This is a genomic window from Paenibacillus sp. GCM10027628 (genome assembly GCF_042676385.1).
Lineage (GTDB): Bacteria > Bacillota > Bacilli > Paenibacillales > NBRC-103111 > Paenibacillus_E.
In genome coordinates this window covers 1-21130 of the sequence record NZ_JBHTHA010000078.1, presented here as the reverse complement: position 1 = coordinate 21130, position 21130 = coordinate 1, and the positions used below count along the sequence as shown (strand labels likewise).

Sequence of the window (21130 nt, the reverse complement as noted above, 5' to 3'; positions counted from 1 at the left end):
TTCTTCGCGCTGGGCGGGCATTCGCTGAAGGCGATGTCGCTCATCACCGCGATGCACAAAGCTTACGAAGTGGAAGTGCCGCTAAAGATATTGTTCGAGCATCCGACGGTCGAAGCGATCGCTGCCTATATCCAAACGGCCGTCAAAGAGGCGTATGTATCCATCGGGCGGATGACGGACGAGAATGATCATTATCCGGTTTCATCAGCGCAAAAGCGGATGTACATTCTCAGCGAATATGAAGGGATGGGCACCGGTTATAACATGCCGGAGGCGTTCATCATTGAGGGAGCTTTAGATGCAGCACGGCTGGAAGCGGCTATGAACGAGCTGATTGCCAGACATGAAATACTGCGAACTTCGTTTGCAACGCTGCACGGCGAACCGGTTCAGCGCATTCACACGGACATCGAATTTTTGGTTGAAACGATAGATGCGAATGAATCGGAACTTGTCGAAGTCGCGAAAGCGTTCGTACGCCCATTTGATTTGCACAGAGCTCCGCTGCTTAGAGCGGGTTTGGCGAAGCTGGCCGATGGACGCCAACTTTTCCTGGTCGATATGCACCATATTATTTCCGACGGTGTATCCGTAGGGATCATGATGGACGAATGGGTTCGCTTATATCAAGGCGAGCGGCTTTCCGATCCGGGCATTCAGTATAAAGACTTTGCCGTATGGCAAAACGATTGGTTCGAAACGGATGCATTTAAAAAGCAGGAATCCTATTGGTTGGATGCATTTGCCGGAGAAATTCCAGTTCTCAATTTGCCGACCGATTATGTCAGACCTGCCGTGCAAAGCTTTGAGGGCGACCGAGTTCAAATCGTCGTCGAAAACGAGCTTTGCCGTCAGCTCGCGCAGCTTGCAGTACAAACCGACAGCACCATGTTCATGGTATTGCTTGCGGCTTACAACGTGCTTCTTGCCAAATACACCGGTCAGCAGGAGTTTGTTGTCGGCACCCCGATTGCCGGAAGATCGCATCCGGATACGGAGGGCGTGCTCGGCATGTTCGTGAATACGCTGGCGATGTGGAACGATGTCCATGAAGAGATGACATTCCGCGAGTTTTTGGCAGGTGTGAAACATCGAGCGCTTGAAGCGTACACGCATCAGGATTACCCGTTCGAGCGGCTGGTGGAACAAATTGGCGCTGCACGGGATTTAAGCCGAAATCCGCTGTTCGATACGATGTTTATCCTGCAAAACATAAGTGCGCACTCGCAACCGGATGATTCCGGCGACGGCTTGAAATTGATGCCTGCCGCCATACATGACGGCATTGCCAAATTTGACCTCACGTTTGAAGCCAGAGAAGCGGACGGCCAAATGGAATTGATGATCGACTATTCCGTGAAATTGTTCAATAAAGCAACGGTGGAACGGATCGGGCGCCATTACGTTCAATTGTTACAAAACGCGGTTCGGAACGCGGATATCTGTCTGGCCGACATGACGGTACTGAACGAAACGGAACAGCACCAATTGCTTGTTGCATTTAACGATACCCGTGCAGATTTGCCGGACAAAAAGACGCTGCATGGGCTGTTCGAGGAGCAGGCGGAACTGACGCCTGACCAGCCTGCAGTCGTATGCGCAGGACGGATGCTGAACTATGCGGAGCTAAACGCCGAAGCCAACAGATTGGCAAGGACGCTCCGGGATCAGGGCGTCGTTCCTGAAATGCGCGTAGGCATTATGGCCGACCGCTCCATTGAGCTCGTCGTCGGCATTCTCGCGATTCTGAAAGCCGGCGGTGCTTACGTGCCGATCGATCCGCAGTATCCGCAAGAACGAATCCGTTACATGCTGCAAGACAGCCAAATCAAGCTCGTTTTGAGTCAGCCGCATCTGATATCAATGAGGAGTGAAGATGTTTCTGCTGCCTTCGATGGCACGTGGATCGATATCCAAGACGAGCGTCAATATCACGCAGATGGGTCGAATCTGCCGATGGTCAACGAGCCGACGGATCTGGCGTATATCATTTACACTTCGGGAACGACCGGTATGCCTAAGGGCGTTATGATTGAGCATCGCAGCATCGCACACAACCTGCTTTGGCGAAAAGGCGAATACGCACTCGATACGAGTGATACGGTGCTGCAGTTGTTCTCCTTCGCCTTTGACGGCTTCGTGACCAGCTTCTTCACGCCGATCATTGCCGGAGCAACGGTTATCTTGCCGCTGGAAGAGGAAGCGAAAGATCCGCTGCTCATGAAAAAGCAAATCGCTGCGCATCACGTTACGCATTTCATCAGCGTGCCAAGCTTGTATGCGGCGCTGCTCGAATGCATGAGCGCAGAACAAGCAAGCTCGCTGCGCATCGTGACGATGGCAGGGGAAAAGGTGACCGGCACCGTGGTCTCACGCAGCAGGCAGCTCCACCCGCATATCGAGTTGGTTAACGAATACGGGCCTACGGAAAACAGTGTTGTTGCAACATACGAAAGAGGTTTGGATGCCAATAAAGAGATCACGATCGGCCGCCCGATAGCGGGCACTCAAATCTATATTGTAAGCGGAGGCGGCGGTCTCCAGCCGATCGGCGTTATCGGCGAATTGTGCATTGCCGGCAACGGTCTTGCACGCGGGTACTTAAACCGCGAAGATCTGACTGCCGAGAAATTTGTGCGTAACCCGTTCTCAGCTGGTGCGAGCGGAAGCGCGCGGATGTACAAAACGGGGGATCTTGCCCGCAGGTTGCCGGACGGTACGATCGATTTCATCGGACGTCTTGACGAGCAGGTAAAGGTGAGAGGCTACCGGATCGAGCTCGGCGAGATCGAATCCGTGATCCTGCAGCATCCGCTCATTAACGAAACGGTTGTGCTGGCTAAGAACGACCCTCGCGGCAATGCGTATCTATGCGCTTATATCGTCGCGGATGATGTGTTTACACTTGACGATGTCAAGGCACACGTCGGCAAAAAGCTGCCGGCTTATATGGTTCCGTCCTACTTCGTGCAGTTGTTAGCCATGCCGCTGACGCCGAACGGCAAAGTGGATAAGCAGGCGCTGCCGGAGCCGGATATGGATCTAATGGTCAGAAAAGAATACGTCGCTCCTTTCACCGCTACGGAAGTCAAGCTGATCCGAATCCTACAGGATTTACTGGAAATCGGACAGATCGGCATGCTCGACAACTTCTTTGATCTTGGAGGCCATTCGTTAAGCGCGATGACGCTGGTCTCTCAACTGTACAAAGAATTCCAAGTCGAAGTACCGTTAAGGACGATCTTTGAGACAACGACAATCCAGGAACTTGCTTCGCAAATTCAGGAGACGGACCTTTCGCGTTTTGAGTCGATTGAGCCGGCGCCGCAGCAGCCGTATTACCCGCTTTCGTCCGCACAGAAGCGATTGTTTATCTTGAATTTGCTGGATAGCGGCAGCACGACCTACAACATGCCCGGGGCCATGACGATCGAAGGAAAGCTGGACGCACAGCGGTTTGAAGAAGCTTTCCAAAGCCTGGTAGACCGGCATGAAACGCTTCGTACTTCGTTTGATACGGTCGACGGAGAACCGGTCCAAAGGGTGCATGCTGCCATTGAGTTTCAAGTGGAAGATATTGAGCTTCCGGTGAATTCACTGCCATCGACAGATGAGCTCGTGGAGCGGTTTGTCCGACCGTTCGATTTGAAGACCGCGCCCCTCTTCAGAGTCGGACTTGTGAAGCTTGCGGAAGAACGCCACTTGCTCTTGTTCGATATGCACCATCTCATTTCCGACGGGGTGTCGATGGGCATTTTCATCCAGGAATTCGTGCATCTGTACCAAATGCAACCGGTGCCTCAGCTCCGGATTCAATACAAGGATTTCTCGGCATGGCAGAACCGGCTGTTCCAGTCGGAAACGATTAAAGCGCAGGAAGCCTACTGGTTCAGCCAGTTCGACGGCGAAATTCCGCTGCTCGATCTGCCTGCGGATTATGCAAGACCATCCATGCGCAGCTTTACCGGAGACAGTAGAGCGTTCAGAGCGGATCAAGCGCTGCTGAAACAGCTTCAGCATCTGGCGGCGACGAGTGGGACGACACTTTATATGGTGCTGCTCGCTGCCTACAATGTGCTGCTCTCCAAATATGCCAATCAATCGGATATTGTGATCGGAACGCCAATCGCCGGCAGATCGCATGCGGATTTGGAACATGTGATCGGGATGTTCGTCAATACGCTGGCCATGCGGAACCGCCCTGAGGGCTCCAAATCGTTCAGGCAGTTTTTGGCCGAAGTGAAGGAACAGGCGCTTACGGCTTTCGAGCATCAAGATTATCCGTTCGAGACGCTGGTGGAAAAGCTGGATCTGCACCGCGATTTAAGCCGCAATCCGCTGTTCGATACGATGTTCATTATGCAAAATATCGGGAACACCTCAATCGGCATCCAGCCATTGAAGTTTATCCCGCATGAAGTCCCGCATACGACATCGAAATTCGACCTGACCATGCTGGCTATTGAGGATCATGACGGCTTGGAATTGACAATTGAGTATTGCACGGCGTTGTTCAAACCGGAGACGATGGAGCGTTTTGGGCAGCATTTCCTTCGCATTCTACAGGAAATCGCCGTACAGCCTGATACGAAGTTAGCGCAGATCGACATGCTTTCTTTGGAAGAAAAGAAGCAAATCATCGACGACTTCAACCAAACGAAAGCCGATTATCCGCAGCATTGCACGATACAAGAACTGTTCGAGCGTCAGGTAGAGAAAACGCCGGATCAGGTGGCGGTCGTATGGGAAAACGAGCGGTTGACGTATCGTCAGTTAAATGCCAAAGCTAACCGGTTGGCGAGGGTATTGCGCGAGAAGGGCGTCGCAACCGACTGCATGGTCGGCGTTATGATGGAGCGATCCGCGGATTGGATCGTCACGATGCTCGCCATTCTAAAAGCGGGAGGGGCTTATCTGCCGATCGACATCGAATATCCGGCGGACCGGATTCGCTACATGCTGGAAGACAGCGCTGCGCCATTGATCGTTACGCAGTCGCAGAAGGATCGCCCTGCAGGATTTACAGGCGAAGTAGCGGCGCTTGAGGAGATGGATTTGGTTATCCAGGATGACGCTAACCTGGGTATTACGAGCACTTCCTACGATTTGGCTTATGTCATCTATACGTCGGGTACGACGGGCAAGCCGAAAGGGATCATGCTCGTGCATGCGGGCATTGCCAATTTACAAGCCTTTTTTGAGAATCAATTCGCTGTGACGGAAAATGACCGGATCGGACAGTTTGCCAGCAGTTCCTTTGACGCTTCGGTTTGGGAAACGTTTATGGCGCTGCTGACGGGGGCTACGCTCTACGTGTTGTCCAAAGAGATCATCGGCAACTATACGAGATTTGAAGATTATGTCACCGAGCAGCGGATTTCGATCCTGACCTTGCCGCCGACCTATATGACGCACCTGAATCCGGATCGGATGAGCCCGCTCAAGAAGCTGATTACCGCCGGCTCCGCCACTTCGTTCGATCTGATCCGCAGGTGGGAAGGTAAGGTGCAATACTACAACGCGTACGGTCCGACGGAAACGACGATTTGTGCGACCGTCTGGTGTGCGGACTCGGCGAAGCTGAATGCCGGCGCGGTTCCGATCGGGTATCCGATTCCCAATACGCAGACGTACATCATGAGTGCGGATAACCAGCTTCAGCCGATCGGCGTACCGGGCGAATTATGCATCGGCGGGGTCGGATTGGCCAGAGGATATGTGAATAAGCCGGATCTGACAGACGAGAAATTCACGGACAGTCCTTTTGCACCAGGCGAACATATTTATCATACCGGAGACCTTGCCCGTTGGCTGCCTGACGGGAATATCGAGTACTTGGGCCGGATCGATCATCAAGTGAAAATCAGAGGGTACCGGATTGAATTGTCGGAAATCGAATCCGTTATACAGGGTCATGATCGGATTCAAGAAGTGACCGTCATCGCGCGGGAAGACCGCCATGGACATCATTATTTATGCGCTTATTTTACAGGCATTTCCGAAGCGCCAATTTCGAACTTGAGAGAGCATGTGTCAGGAGCGCTGCCGGATTATATGGTGCCGACGTATTTTATTCAGCTGGAGCAAATGCCGCTTACGCCTAACGGTAAAATTGACCGCAAGGCGCTTCCGGAGCCGGAACTGGGCGGAACTCACCAAGGTAGGGATTATTTAGCGCCTAGAAATGAATTGGAGAGGCTGCTCGCGGAAGTTTGGGAAGAAGTGCTTGGCGTTCGCCCGATCGGCATCCTGGATAATTTCTTCGAGCTTGGCGGCGATTCGATCAAAGCGATTCAAGTATCGACGCGGTTGTACAAATATGATTGGATGCTGGAAATGAAAGATCTGTTCCAAAATCCGGTTATTGAGAAGCTTAGTTCGTACGTGCAAAAGGCCGGCCGCAAGAGCAGCCAGGATCCGGTGTCAGGGGAAATGGCGTTATCACCGATCCAACGGTGGTTCTTCGAACAGCGGTTCACCGATATGCATCATTGGAATCAATCGATCATGCTGCAGGGCACGCATGGATTTAAGGAATCGATTGTGCGCCAAGTGTTTGCCAAAATAATGACGCATCATGACGCGCTTAGAACGGTATTCCTGGTTGAAAACGATAGTGTTGTCGCACACATCCGAGGTCTGGAAGAATCGTTGGTGCATTTGAACGTGATCGATGTAAGAAATCAGGCCGATGAGGCTTCGGTTATTACCGAAGAAGCGGGCCTCCTGCAAGCGAGCTTTCATTTGAACGAGGGGCCTTTGATCAAATTAGCATTGTTCAAAACGACACTCGGCGACCATCTGCTGATCGCTGCGCACCATCTCGTCATCGATGGGGTTTCCTGGCGCATTATTTTGGAAGATTTTGCGCTCGGCTATGAACAAGCGATGAATGGCGAGAACATTGTGTTCCAGGATAAGACGGATGCCTATCCGGTATGGACCAACCAATTGAAGGCCTATGCCGCAAGTAAGGAATTGATAAAGGAACGGAATTATTGGCAGTCAATGGGCGATATGTCCCGGACCATGCTGCCGAGAGACAAAAAAGCGGAACAATCGAAGCTCATCCATACGCGAAGCACGGCTTTTGAACTGAGCGAGGTTGAGACGGAACAATTGTTGAAGCAGGTCCACCATGCCTATCATACGGATGTTCAGGACCTTTTATTGACGGCTTTAGGCTTAAGCGTTCAAGAATGGACGCTGCAAGACCAGCTGATCGTCAATATGGAAGGGCACGGCCGTGATGATTTGGCAGGGCGGGTTAACGTGTCGAGAACGGTCGGCTGGTTCACAGCCCAGTTCCCTGTTGTCCTTGATTTGAAGGGCCCCGATGATAGGGGCTCCCAGATTAAACGAATCAAAGAACATGTAAGGCGCATACCGAACAAAGGCATCGGATTTGATCTGCTGAGATATATGGCACCTGAGGAAATTCGGTTGAACATGGCGCAAAAGCCGGAAATCGGCTTTAACTACTTAGGTCAGTTCGATTCCGATGTGACGACAAAATGGTTTACCGTGTCTCCGTACGAGACGGGAGAGCCGATGAGCCCGGATGCGGAACGTTTGTTTACGCTTGACGTCACGGCTTTGATTCAAGGCGGAAAACTAAACGTCCGTTTTGCCTACAATATCCAAGAGTATCATCAGACGACGATCTTGCAGCTGCAAGACCGGTTTAAAAAGCATCTGCTGGACATTATGGATCACTGCTTGCATAAACAAGGAACCGAGATGACCCCGAGCGACCTCGGCGATCACGAGCTCACCATGGAAGAACTTGATGGTTTGGTTGATATTTTCGAGTCATGAATCCGGAGTGCGAGCTCCAAAGAGGTGAATAATGAAAAAATCAGACACAATCCAAAAAGTGTATCCGCTCACGCCCATGCAGGAAGGGATGCTCTTCCATACGATCATGGATCCGGATTCGAACGCTTACCATAACCTGCTCCAGGCTCGCCTATGCGGCGAGCTGGATGCCCAATTATTTGAACAAAGCTTTAACCGGCTTATTGCCGAGTACGATATTTTGCGCACTGTATTCGTCCATCAAAATTTGCAGCGGCCCAGGCAGGTCGTTCTAAACCATCGTCCGATCAAGCTGCATGTTGAACCAATCGGTCATCTGGATGCAGAGGAACAACAGCGCTATCTTGAGGCCTATATTCGTGATCGACATGCCGGACGTTACAATCTGGCCAAAGATATCCCGATGCACATTGCCGTTTTTCAGACGGCGCCGCAAGAATACCGGTTCATCTGGAGCCACCATCATATATTGATGGACGGGTGGGGACTCGGCATTGTGATTAACCGGCTGTTTCAAATTTATGAAGCGCTGAAAAATAACAAGCCGCTTGCGCAGGAAGCCGTATATCCTTTTAGCGATTATATCAAGTGGCTGGAAAAGCAGGATAAGGACGAAGCGCTCGCTTATTGGCAAACGTATTTGGACGGTTATGAACAATCCGTTCATCTTCCTAAAAAGACGGCGCCAGATGATAGCTCTTATATCAAGCAAGAGATCAGCTTCGTTATCGACGAAACGACGACAGGTCGTCTGACTCAGCTCGCCGGCAGCTGCCAGACAACGTTAAATACGGTTTTCCAAACGATATGGGGTTTGCTTTTAAGCAAATACTGCCATACGAACGACGTCGTATTCGGTTCTGTCGTATCCGGTCGCCCCTCGCAAGTGAGGGGCATTGAGAAAATGGCCGGATTGTTCATTAACACCATTCCGGTTCGGATGGCCTATCAAGGCGATCAATCGTTTGGCAGTCTGCTTGCCGAAGCACAGCGCAATGCGCTGGCTTCGGAGCCCTATCATTTCGTTCCGCTGTACGATATTCAAAGCCAGGGCGGACACAAGCAGGATTTATTCGATCATATCGTTATTTTTGAAAACTACCCGGTCGCCAAAGAGCTGCAAAATAACGTCTGGGATCAGACGCTGGGCTTCGCTATCAACGATGTGCAGGTCGAGGAGCAGACCAATTATCCGTTGAATATCGTCGTTGCGCCGGGTGCTGAACTTACGATCAAGCTCAGCTATAATGCCGCCGTCTACGCTGCGGATTGGATAAGCGGCATCGAAGGGCATATGAAGCAGGTCATCGCGCAGGTCGCCGCCGATCCCCAGGTACTGATAAAGCATATCCATATCTTGACCGAGCAAGAGAAAAGACGAATTCTGAACTCCTTCAACGATACGGAAATACGGTTTCCACAGGAGCAGGGGCAAACGCTCCATGCGCTTTTTGAAGAACAGGCGGACAAAACGCCGGATCAAAAAGCGATCGTCTGCGGGGGGATGAGTCTCACTTACCGTGAGCTGAATGAAAGAGCGAACAGGCTGGCCCGGAAATTACAAGAAAAAGGCATCGGCAAGGACTCCGTTATAGCTATCTTGGCAGAAAGGTCCTTAGAATTGCCTGTCGGCTTGTTAGCTATTCTCAAAGCAGGCGGAGCCTATATGCCTTGTGATCCGGACTATCCTGCTGAGCGTATCCGTTATTTGCTTGAAGATAGCGGTGCCCGGCTTATTTTAAGCAAGAGAAATTGGATACATAAGATCAAGGAAAGCGGCTGCGAATACCTGGATCTGCAAGACGAAGCGAATTATCCGGCAGATGCTTCTAATTTGACGTCGTCTGGGAGCTCGACGGACTTGGCTTATATCATCTATACGTCAGGAACGACTGGTTTGCCGAAGGGCGTTATGGTCGAGCATCAAGCCATCGCGAACACGATCCGCTGGAGAAAAGAGGAGTATGGCTTCGGAGCGGATGACCAGATCCTGCTGTTTTTATCGTTCTCGTTCGATGCCTTTGTGAGCAGCTTTTTCGCTCCGATCGCCTCCGGATCGACGGTTGTGATAGCCATGGACGAAGAAGCGAAAGATCCGATTGCCTTGAAAAAGCTAATCGTCTCGGAACGGATCACCCATTTTAGCTGCGTTCCCAGCTTGTATGCGGCGATCTTGGAAACGATGGATGTTGATAGCCCTTCATCGCTGAAAGCCGTGACTTTGGGAGGCGAGAGCATTTCAGCATCTTTGCTGGAAAAAAGCAAACGAATTTTCCCGGGAACGGAAATCGTAAACGAGTACGGACCAACGGAGAACAGTGTCATTTCTACCGTTTGCCGCAACCTGGAGCCTGGGGCACCTGTGACGATTGGCCATCCGATTGCGAATTCTCAGGTCTATATCGTGGATCTCCATCACCAGCTGCTGCCGGTCGGGGTCAAGGGGGAGTTGTGCGTAGCGGGCGCTGGCCTGGCCAGAGGGTATTGGAACCGAGATGCGCTCACCTCGGAAACATTTATCGACAATCCCTTCGTTCCGGGTACCCGCATGTACAAAACCGGCGATTTGGCCTTGTGGCTGCCAAACGGCAATATTGCATTTGTCGGCCGTGTCGACCATCAGGTTAAAATACGCGGTTATCGCATCGAACTTGGAGAAGTCGAAGCGGCGATTGCGGGGCATCGCCTGGTGAAAGAAGCGGTTGTGATCGATGTCGAAGACGGCGGAGGGCAAAAAGCGCTTGCCGTGTACTATACGCTCGAAGCGGAGGCACAGGCTACTGAGCTGAAGGACGATTTGCAACGGGAACTTCCGGCCTATATGGTGCCTTCTTACTTTATGAGGATGGAGCGGCTGCCGCTGACGCCAAACGGCAAAATTGACCGCAAAGCGCTGCCGAAGCCCGAAGGGGAACCGAAATCCACTGCTGCGTATGAAGCGCCGGCTAACGTGACGGAAGCGAACTTGCTGCCGCTTTGGCAAGAGATATTAAAGACGGAATTGATCGGCGTTACAGATAACTTTTTCGACAATGGCGGCCATTCCTTGAAAGCGATGATGCTCATATCGAAAATTCATCAGCAGCTGAAGGTGGAAGTGCCGATCAAAGTTTTGTTTGAGAGGCCGACGATCCGGCAGATGGCTCGTTATATTCATGGCGCAGACGAGCAATCCCATACAGCAATCAGCCCGGCTGAACGGCGGGACTATTATCCGGTATCTTCCGCACAGAAGCGAATGTTCGTGCTGAATCGTCTTGACCCGGATGGAACCAGTTCGAATATGCCCGGGGCGATGATGATGGAAGGTCCGCTCGATGAGGAAAAGTTGCGAGGAGCGTTCCAGGCTCTAGTGGCCCGGCACGATACGCTGCGGACTTCTTTTGATACGGTGGACGGGGAGCCTGTGCAAATCATACGTCCGCAAGTTGATCTGATTGTCGACATCAAAGAAGCGAACGAAGCGGATAGAGCGGAGTTGCTCAAGCATTTCATACGCCCTTTTGACTTAAGCAAGGCGCCTTTATTACGCGTAGAATTCGTACGCTTGGCCGCAGATCGTCATTTATTTTTGTTCGACCTTCATCATATTATCTCCGATGGGATCTCGATGGGGCTTTTAGTCAAGGAATTCATGCTGTTGTATCAAGGGGACAGCTTGCCGGAGCTTGCGATCCAATATAAAGATTATTCCGTATGGCAGCAGGAATGGTTCGAATCCGAAGCGATGAAACGGCAGGAGGCTTTCTGGCTCGAGACGTTTAGCGGCGATCTTCCCGTGCTGGAATTCCCGACGGATGAACCGCGTCCGCCGGTACAGAGTTTCGAAGGTGACAAAGTCATCGTTCATACCGGCAAACCATTGCACGAAGCATTAAAACGGCTAGCTACGGAATCTGGCGCAACATTGTTTATGGTTATGCTCGCGGCTTACAAAGTGCTGCTTGCCAAATATACCGGACAGGAAGATATCGTCGTAGGGACACCGGTTGCAGGCAGGTTTCATCCCGAGCTTGGGCCGGTAATCGGCATGTTCGTAGGAACGCTGGCGCTTCGCAATCAAGCGGAAGGCAAGCTAACATTTGCCGAGTTTGTGGATGGAGTCAAGCGGAACATGCTGCAAGTTTACGAAAATCAGGATTATCCGTTCGAAACGCTGGTCGAAAAGCTCGATGTGCGCAGAGATATGAGCCGCAATCCGCTATTCGATACGATGCTGGTTCTGCAAAACTTTGAACTCGAAGCGATGGAACTGGACGGATTATCGATTTCGCCAAGCGGACTGGACAATCCGATCGCGAAGTTCGACTTGACGATTGAAGCAAGAGAAGACGAAGCGGGGGTCGAGCTTTGCTTTATTTACCGGACCAAGTTGTTTAAGAAGGCAACGGTTCAGCGTATCGCCGATCATTTTCTGAATCTTTTGCAGGCTGCGGCTACAGACCCGCATCAGACGCTTTCGCGCATGGATATGATGAGCGAAGCGGAGAAGCAGCAATTGCTTGTCGATTTCAACGACACGGCAGCCCGCTATCCGGATGGTATGACGCTGCATGCCATGTTCGAGGAACAGGCGGCGTTATGGCCGGATCGTAATGCGGTCGTCTTTGGCGGGGAACGGATGACCTACCGCGAGCTGAATGAGCGTGCCAACCGGTTGGCACGGCAACTGCGAAGTCACGGCGTTCAGCCGGACGGCAGGGTCGGCCTGCTCGTGGAACGCTCGCTCGATATGGTCGTGGGCATCCTCGCCGTCCTGAAGGCGGGCGGCGCCTACGTGCCGCTCGATCCGGACTATCCGCAGGACCGGCTGCAGTTTATGCTGGACGATTGCGGGGCCCATGTGCTGCTGATGCAGCCGCATCTGACCTTTAATGTGCCGTTTAGCGGGACAGTACTGGATAGTGGCGACGCGGCACTTTACAACGGTGACGGCTCAAATTTGAAGCCGGTGAACCGGCCTGGCGATATGGCCTACATCATTTATACGTCCGGTACGACCGGCAAGCCTAAAGGCGTCATGATCGAACACCGCAATGTTGTGCGATTGATGGTGAATGACCGGATGAAGTTCGATTTTCATGCGGGTGACGTATGGACCGTTTTTCACTCTTTCTGTTTCGATTTTTCTGTCTGGGAAATGTACGGTGCATTGCTTTACGGGGGCACCTGCGTCATCGTCTCGAAGACGGTGGCTCAGAACCCGAAAGCATTCGCACAGCTGCTGCGGGAGGAAGGCGTCACCGTGTTGAACCAGACGCCGACTGCGTTCTACGCGCTGATCCACGAGGAGCTTGAACGGCCGGATAACGGTCTGAGTGTCCGTTATGTCATCTTCGGCGGCGAGGCGCTCAATCCGATCATGCTGAAACCATGGAAGGCGAAATATCCGCAGACGCAGCTTGTAAACATGTACGGCATTACGGAAACGACCGTGCACGTCACCTATAAAGAAATAACGGAACGCGATATGGAGACGAGTTTAAGTAATATCGGCAGGCCGATTCCGACGCTGACGGGCTATATTTTTGATAGCGAGCAACGGCTCGTTCCGATCGGCGTCGCGGGTGAGCTATACGTGGGCGGAGACGGCGTTGCACGAGGGTACTTGAACCGTGCGGAGCTGACGGCAGAGCGGTTCGTGGCGAATCCATATAAGCAGGAGGAGAGGCTTTACAGATCCGGCGACCTCGCCAGATTATTGCCCGGCGGAGAAATGGAATATTTGGGACGGATCGACCACCAGGTCAAAATCCGCGGTCATCGGATCGAACTGGGCGAGATTGAGACGCAGCTGCTCACGCACGAGGCCATTCGTGAGGTTGTCGTGGTGGCGCAGGACGATGGCCAAGGGCAAAAATTCCTTTGCGCATACTTGCTGTCGGATCAGGAACTGACCGTATCCGAGCTGCGCGCTCATGCATCGGAGAAGCTTCCGGCTTATATGATCCCTTCGCATTTTGTGCGGCTTCCGCAAATCCCGATGACATCCAACGGCAAGGTCGACCGGAAGGCGCTGCCGAAGCCGGAAGGCGGATTAGAGACGGGCGCCGAATACATAGCGCCCCGAAGCGAGCTGGAACAAATCCTGGTAGAGATTTGGCAGGAAGTGCTGGGAACGGGGCGGATCGGAATCCGTGACAATTTCTTCGATCTCGGCGGCGACTCGATTAAGGGGATTCAGGTAGCCTCACGTCTGTTCAAGCACGGGCTGCAGCTGGAAATGAAAGACCTGTTCCGCTACCCGGTTATCGAAGAGCTGAGTGAGCTGGTTTCGCGGGTCTCGCGACAGATTAGTCAGGAGACCGTGACCGGGGAAGTGGGTCTGACTCCGATTCAGCAATGGTTTTTCAATGAGAGGTTTTCGGATCAGCACCACTGGAATCAATCGGTCATGCTGCATATGAAGGACGGATTCGATTCAGCAGCGCTGGAGAAAGCGCTCTGGCAGCTTGCATGCCATCATGACGCCCTTCGCATGGTTTACACCGTGATGAACGGAAGGATCGTCCAGTTTAACCGCGATCTGGAAGGCGAGATGATCGGGTTCGAACGTTTTGACTTTACGGGTACGGATTCATCTGAGGTTGAACCGCGTATTACGGCGGAAGCGAATCGTATACAACGAAGCTTTGACCTCAGTCAAGGTCCTTTATGGAAAGCGGCATTGTTTCAAACAAACGACGGCGATCATTTACTGCTTGTCGCACATCATTTGATCGTGGACGGCATCTCGTGGCGTATTCTGTTTGAAGATTTGGCAGCCTCCTATGCGCACGCAGTTAAGGGTGAGGAAGCCGTTCTTCAGGAAAAAACGGATTCGTTTATGTATTGGTCGCAGCAGTTAACGATCTATGCGGAAAGCAAGGAATTGCTGCAGGAAATTGCTTACTGGAAGCAATTGGAGGACATGCAAATCGACCGTTTGTATAAAGATTTTGCGGTTGAAACGAGTACGCTCGGGGAAAGCGCAACGGCGGAAATGACGCTTTCCATGGAAGAGACTGAACATCTGCTTAAACATATTCATCATGCGTACCACACGGAAGTGAACGATATTTTGTTAACGGCACTAGGATTAGCGGTTCAGGAGTGGGGGCAGAACGACCGGATTGCCGTTCAGCTCGAAGGCCACGGACGCGAAGAGATCATGGGAGACGTCAATATTTCCCGAACGATCGGCTGGTTCACTTCCATGTATCCGGTCGTGCTGGATATGAAGGATGCAGACGATATATCCGCAGTGATTAAGCTTGTGAAAGAGACGCTTAGACAAGTCCCGAATAAGGGCATCGGGTACGACATCCTGAAATATTTGACGCCGGAAGACAAGCGTTCGGGGCTGCAATTCAGGCTGAAGCCGGAAATCTGCTTCAACTATCTCGGCCAGTTCGACTCGGATCTCGCCCACGACGCGTTCGGCCCATCCAAGCTTGACATGGGAGAGCCGATGAACCCGGATTCCCATCGTACGTATCCGATCATAATGAACGGGATGGCGGCGAACGGCGAATTGAGCTTCCGCATTTCTTATAATCCTAGGCAGTATGAGGAATCAACCATAGAGCGCTTAATAGCAGCGTTCAAACATCATCTGCTCCGCATCATCCAGCATTGTATGAACAAGGAAGAAAGCGAGCGGACCGCGAGCGATTTTAGCTCCAAAGGACTTACGACGGACGAGGTCGATGATATTTTCGAATTGCTTGGTGAAAAGCTGTAATCATGACTATCTCTGAAGGAGAGAAGCCGCTGTATGAGTCAATTTAAAAAAGAACACGTCCAGGACATGTATTTTTTATCTCCGATGCAGGAAGGCATGCTGTTTCATTACTTGCTCGCACAGGGCAAAACGAACGCTTATTTCGAACAAATGTCCATCCGCATAAGCGGGACGCTCGATATCGGCTTGTTTGCGGCAAGTTTAAACCGGATCGTCCAGCGTTATGACGTGTTTCGTACCGTGTTCCTCTATGAGAAAGTGAAGCGTCCGGTGCAGGTCGTGCTGAAGGAGCGGCAGATTCAGGTCCATTTCGAAAATATCAGCGGTTTGCCGGAACAGGAACGCGGAATATTCATTGAGCGGTTTCAACAGGAGGATCTGGAGCGGGGATTCGATCTGTCGAAAGACATCATGATGCGGGTCTCCCTCATTCAGACGGGGGATTGCGAGTATCAGATCTTCTGGAGCCACCATCACATTCTGATGGATGGATGGTGCCTTGGCATCATCGTCGGCGAGCTGTTTCAGGTCTATGCATCGCTTCGTGAACAAGCGCCGATCCAATTGGAGAGGACGCATCCATACAGCGACTACATCAAGTGGCTGGAACGCCAGGACAAGGAAGAGGCGAAGCGGTTTTGGGCTGATGCATTGTCCGGCTACGAACAATTGGCATCTGTGCCGCAGGTTCCGTTCACGGATACGGACGTAACTGCGCTTCCGTATAAGCAGGCGGAAATGACCATCCGTTTCGATGAAAAGCTGACTGCGCAGCTGCAGCAGCTGGCCAGCAGCCATCAGGTGACGCTCAACACCGTTTTCCAGACGATCTGGGGGATCCTGCTGCAAAGGTACAGTCATGCCGATGATGTCGTATTCGGCTCCGTCGTTTCCGGACGGCCTTCACAGGTATCCGGCATTGAGAAAATGGTCGGTTTGTTTATTAACACAATCCCGGTGCGCGTACGTTCGACTGCGGATCAAACGTTTCCGGATGTGCTGCAAAGCGTGCAGCAGCATGCGCTTGCTTCAGAAACCTACGTCTATTTGCCGCTTGCCGAAGTGCAGGCGCAAAGTCCGCTTAAGGAAAATCTGTTCAATCACATTCTCGTCTTCGAAAACTATCCCGTGGAAGAGTCCGTGCAAAACGGGAGTGCTGAAAGCCAGCTGGGCTTTGACGCGACCGATGTCAGCATGGTTGAACAGACGAGTTACGATTTGAACTTGCTGGTTATGCCGGGCCGAGAGCTGTCCGTACGCTTGAACTATAATGCGAACGTGTACGACGCCCGGTTTCTGCGGAGCATCGAAAAGCATTTGAACACGGTTGCCAGGACGATCGTGGAACGACCTGAGCTTCGCCTGCGGGATCTTGTTATCGTCTCCGATGAAGAACAGCGGCTCCTTCTGAACCTGAACGATACGAGGGAGGAACTTTCAAGCAATCTGACGATTCATCGGATGTTCGAGGAGCAGGCCGAGAAAACGCCGGATCGTGTGGCTATCGTGTTCGGGGAGTTGGAGTTGACGTACCGCGACTTGAACGAAAAGGCAAACCGGTTAGCCAGAACGCTGCAAGGTAAACATGTTTGCACGGATCAGGCTGTCGGAATCATGGTGGAACGTTCGCCGGATTTGGTAGTCGGCATATTGGCGATTTTGAAGGCAGGAGGCGCCTACGTACCGATCGATCCGGAGCTGCCGGAAGAACGCGTCAATTACATGCTTCACAACAGCGGCGCTTCGATTTTGCTCACCCAAAGCCATTTGTACGGCAAGGCGGCTTTTGGCGGAGAAATCCTTGATATGACGAGCGTTAGCGTATATGACGCTAACGACGGAAATCTCGATCTGAACGGCAGCGGCAATGACCTCTTTTATATTATTTATACGTCAGGTACGACAGGGAAGCCGAAGGGCGTAATGCTTGAGCATCGCAATATGGTCAATCTGCTTCACCATGTTTTTCGCCATGATAATGTCAATTACGGCAGTACGGTGCTGCAGTACACGACGATGAGTTTCGACGTGTGCTACCAGGAAATTTTTTCAACACTGTGTTCGGGAGGGAAATTATATCTGATCGACGGAGATACGAAGCGCGACGTTCATAAACTGCTTCATTTGATCGAAGAAGCGCAAATTGAAGTGTTGTTCCTTCCGGTCTCTTTCCTGAAATTTATGTTTAACGAGCAAGACTACGTGAGCCGGTTTCCGTCCTGCGTGCGGCATATCATTACCGCCGGGGAGCAGCTTGTGGTTACGAATCAGCTTCGTTCCTTTTTGCAAAAAAATAGGGTGCATATCCACAATCATTACGGACCGTCGGAGACGCATGTCGTCACCATCTTTCAAATGGAGCCCGGCGGTAACATTCCTGAGCTGCCTTCAATTGGACGGCCCATTGCGAACAACGGCATCTATATTTTGAATAGCGGACTGCAGTTGCAGCCGTTTGGCGCACCGGGAGAATTGTTCATTGCCGGCGATAACGTAGGCCGCGGTTACCGGAACAACGACGAGCTGACGGCCGAGAAGTTCATTCAGAACCCATACCGCAGCGGCGAGCGCATGTATCGAACGGGTGATCTGGCACGCTTCATGCCGGACGGCAATATCGAGTTTCTCGGCCGTATCGACCATCAGGTGAAAATCCGCGGACACCGAATCGAGCTTGGCGAAATCGAATCGCAGCTGCTCAACCATCCATCGGTGACGGCGGCTGCGGTACTGGACCGGAAAGATGCGCAGGGCGGGACTTATTTGTGCGCATATTACGTTGCGGAACGTCCGATCCAACCGCTCGAGCTGCGTGCGTACTTGCTTAAAGCATTGCCGGAATATATGATTCCGTCGTTTTTCATGGAGCTGACCAAGCTGCCTGTGACGCCGAACGGCAAAACAGATCGCCGTGCGCTGCCTGAGCCGGACGAGGATTTCATTTCGGGAACGCCGTACGTCCCTCCGACGAATGTCGTGGAGGAAGCGCTTGTCGCGATTTGGCAGGAAGTGCTGGGGATAGGCCGCATCGGCATTCATGACAACTTTTTCAGTCTTGGCGGACACTCTTTGAAGGCGATGACGCTCATGACGCGCTTGAACAAGCATTTCGGCGTCAACATCCCGCTGCGCGCGCTGTTTGAATCGCCGACGGCGGAAGGATTGGCCCGCAAGATCCGTGAAGCTGAGGAGGATGACAGCAAGGCGATCCAGCCTGCGGGAAGAAAACCGTATTATCCGGTTTCGTCCGCGCAAAAACGGATGTTTGTGCTGCGAGATCTGGATGATGCCGGCATCGGCTACAATATGCCGGGCGTGTTTATCGTGGAGGGCGAGCTGGACCGCGACCGATTCGAGCGGGCGTTCTCTCGTCTCGTACGCAGACATGAAGCACTGCGCACGTCTTTTGAGATGATGGATGGGCAACCGGTGCAAATCGTTCATGATCACGTTGATTTCGCGATGGAATTTTCGCGTCTGACTGATGCCGAAGGAGCTGCCGCTACTGATACGCGAATCATTGAACGGGTAGTTGAGGGTTTTATGCGTCCGTTCGATCTGCAAAAGGCGCCTTTGATTCGTGCGGCACTTGTTGAGCTGCCGGATCGCCGCCATCTGTTCATGTATGATATGCACCACATTATCTCGGACGGTGTATCAATGTCTGTAATCGTGAAAGAGTTTGTACAGCTGTACGGCGGGGAGGATTTGCCGGAGCTGTCGATCCAATACAAAGACTACGCAGTCTGGCAGCAGGAACAGCTGGATAGCGAATCGATGCGGAAGCAAGAAGCTTTTTGGCTGCATTCGTTTGCCGGGGAATTGCCGCAGCTGGAGCTGCCGTCCGACTTTCCGCGACCGGCGGTGCAGAGTTTCGAGGGGGACCACGTTCGCTGGGAAGCGGACACCGAACTGCTGAGCACGTTGAAACGATTGGCAGCTGAAACCGGGACGACGCTGTATATGGTTTTGTTTGCCGCCTACAATGTGCTGCTGTCCAAGTATTCCGGACAGGAAGATCTCATCGTCGGAACGCCGACGGCCGGCCGTTCACATGCGGATCTGGAGTCTGTCGTCGGGATGTTCGTAGGTACGCTGGCGCTGCGCAGCCGGCCGGAAGGCGCAAAAACATTCCGCGCTTTCTTGGCGGAAGTCAGAGAGTTCGCCCTTCAAGCGTTCGAAGCGCAGGAGTATCCGTTTGAGATGCTGCTGGAGCGTTTGAATATTCGCCGCGATCCCGGCCGCAATCCGCTATTCGATACGATGTTCAGCATGCAAAGCATCGATCCCGGTCCTGGCACAGAGGGTGGATCAGGCATGACCGGCTTAGCATTTACTCCGCACATTTGGCAAAACGGCATCGCCAAGTTCGATTTGACGCTGGAAGTGCGTGAAGGCGCGGAAAAGCTGGCATTCCAGCTGGATTACAGCACGAATTTATTTACGAGGGCCACTGCGGAGCGAATGGCTCGCCATTTCATATGCCTGTTAGAAAAAATCGTCTTAGTGCCGGATCTGATGCTGGCGGAGCTAAGCATGGTGCCTAATGAGGAAGCCTGGCAAATTGCCCAGGAATTCAATGATACATACACCGACTATACGAGAGGCAAGAACATATCGGTTCTGTTTGAAGAGCAGGCGGCTCTGACGCCGGATCACCCGGCTGTCGTCTGCGCGGATAAGCAGCTCACCTATCGGGAATTGAACGAACGGGCGAATCAGCTTGCAAGCGCGTTGAGGAAGCAAAGCGTCGGCGCAGGCACGGTCGTTGGCCTGCTGGCGGATCGTTCGATCGAGCTGATGATCGGCGTGATGGGCATATTGAAGGCGGGCGGCGCATATTTGCTGCTTGATCTTGAGCTGCCTGAGGAGCGGTTGAAATTCATGCTTGAGGACAGCGGTTCAAGCATCGTGTTGACGCAAAACCATTTGCGGCGGAAGGCGCAGGCGACGTTCGCCGAATATGTGATCGACCTTAATGAGGCCTCAGTCGGAGGCCGTAAAGAGAACTTAGAGCCACAGAGCGGACCGCGCGATCTGGCATATGTGATTTATACGTCCGGATCCACGGGCAAGCCGAAAGGCGTGCTTATTGAGCAGCGCAGCGTCGTGCGGCTGGTTAAAGATGCGAACTACGTGCAGTGGAGTGCGGATGAACGCATCCTGCAAACGGGTGCGCTTGGCTTCGATGCCGTTACGTTCGAGTTCTTCGGCGCGCTGCTGAATGGAGGCACGCTGTACCTGACCGATAAGAGCGTTATTCTGGATAGCGAAAAGCTCGGCGCGTTTATTGCCGAACACCGTATCACGACGATGTGGCTCACTTCTCCGCTGTTCAACCAGCTTTCGCAGGAGAATGCGGAAATGTTCGCCGGTCTGCGCCAGCTGCTGGTCGGTGGCGATGCGTTATCGCCCAGCCATATTAACCACGTGCGGAGCAAGTGTCCGGGCCTGCGGTTGATCAACGGCTATGGACCGACGGAGAACACGACGTTCTCCACGACGTTCCCGATCGAGCGCGATTACGTGGGCAGCATCCCGATCGGGCGGCCGATCGGCAATTCCACCGCGTACATCGTGAACAAGTAT

The 21130-nt window shown here is 52.5% G+C and carries 3 protein-coding genes; all 3 read left to right on the top strand.

Going from position 1 to position 21130, the window contains the following annotated elements; all coding sequences use genetic code 11:
• Window positions 1–33 precede the first annotated feature (33 nt).
• The gene (locus ACFQZT_RS32515; RefSeq protein WP_460872671.1) at window positions 34–7818 is read left to right on the top strand and encodes an amino acid adenylation domain-containing protein; all 7785 of its coding nucleotides are present in this window, start codon (window positions 34–36) and stop codon (window positions 7816–7818) included.
• Between the two features lie 31 nt (window positions 7819–7849).
• Window positions 7850–15541, top strand: a complete 7692-nt coding sequence (locus ACFQZT_RS32510) for an amino acid adenylation domain-containing protein (protein WP_379307164.1) — start codon at window positions 7850–7852, stop codon at window positions 15539–15541.
• Window positions 15542–15574: 33 nt separating this feature from the next.
• Window positions 15575–21130: amino acid adenylation domain-containing protein (locus ACFQZT_RS32505; RefSeq protein ID WP_379307162.1), on the top strand; the 5556-nt coding region annotated here is incomplete at its 3' end.

What these genes read in the sequence shown, in the direction of transcription:
- ACFQZT_RS32515 (WP_460872671.1), top strand. Translation starts at nt 34, where the DNA reads ATGTCGCTCATCACCGCGATGCACAAAGCTTACGAAGTGGAAGTGCCG.
- ACFQZT_RS32510 (WP_379307164.1), top strand. Translation starts at nt 7,850, where the DNA reads ATGAAAAAATCAGACACAATCCAAAAAGTGTATCCGCTCACGCCCATG.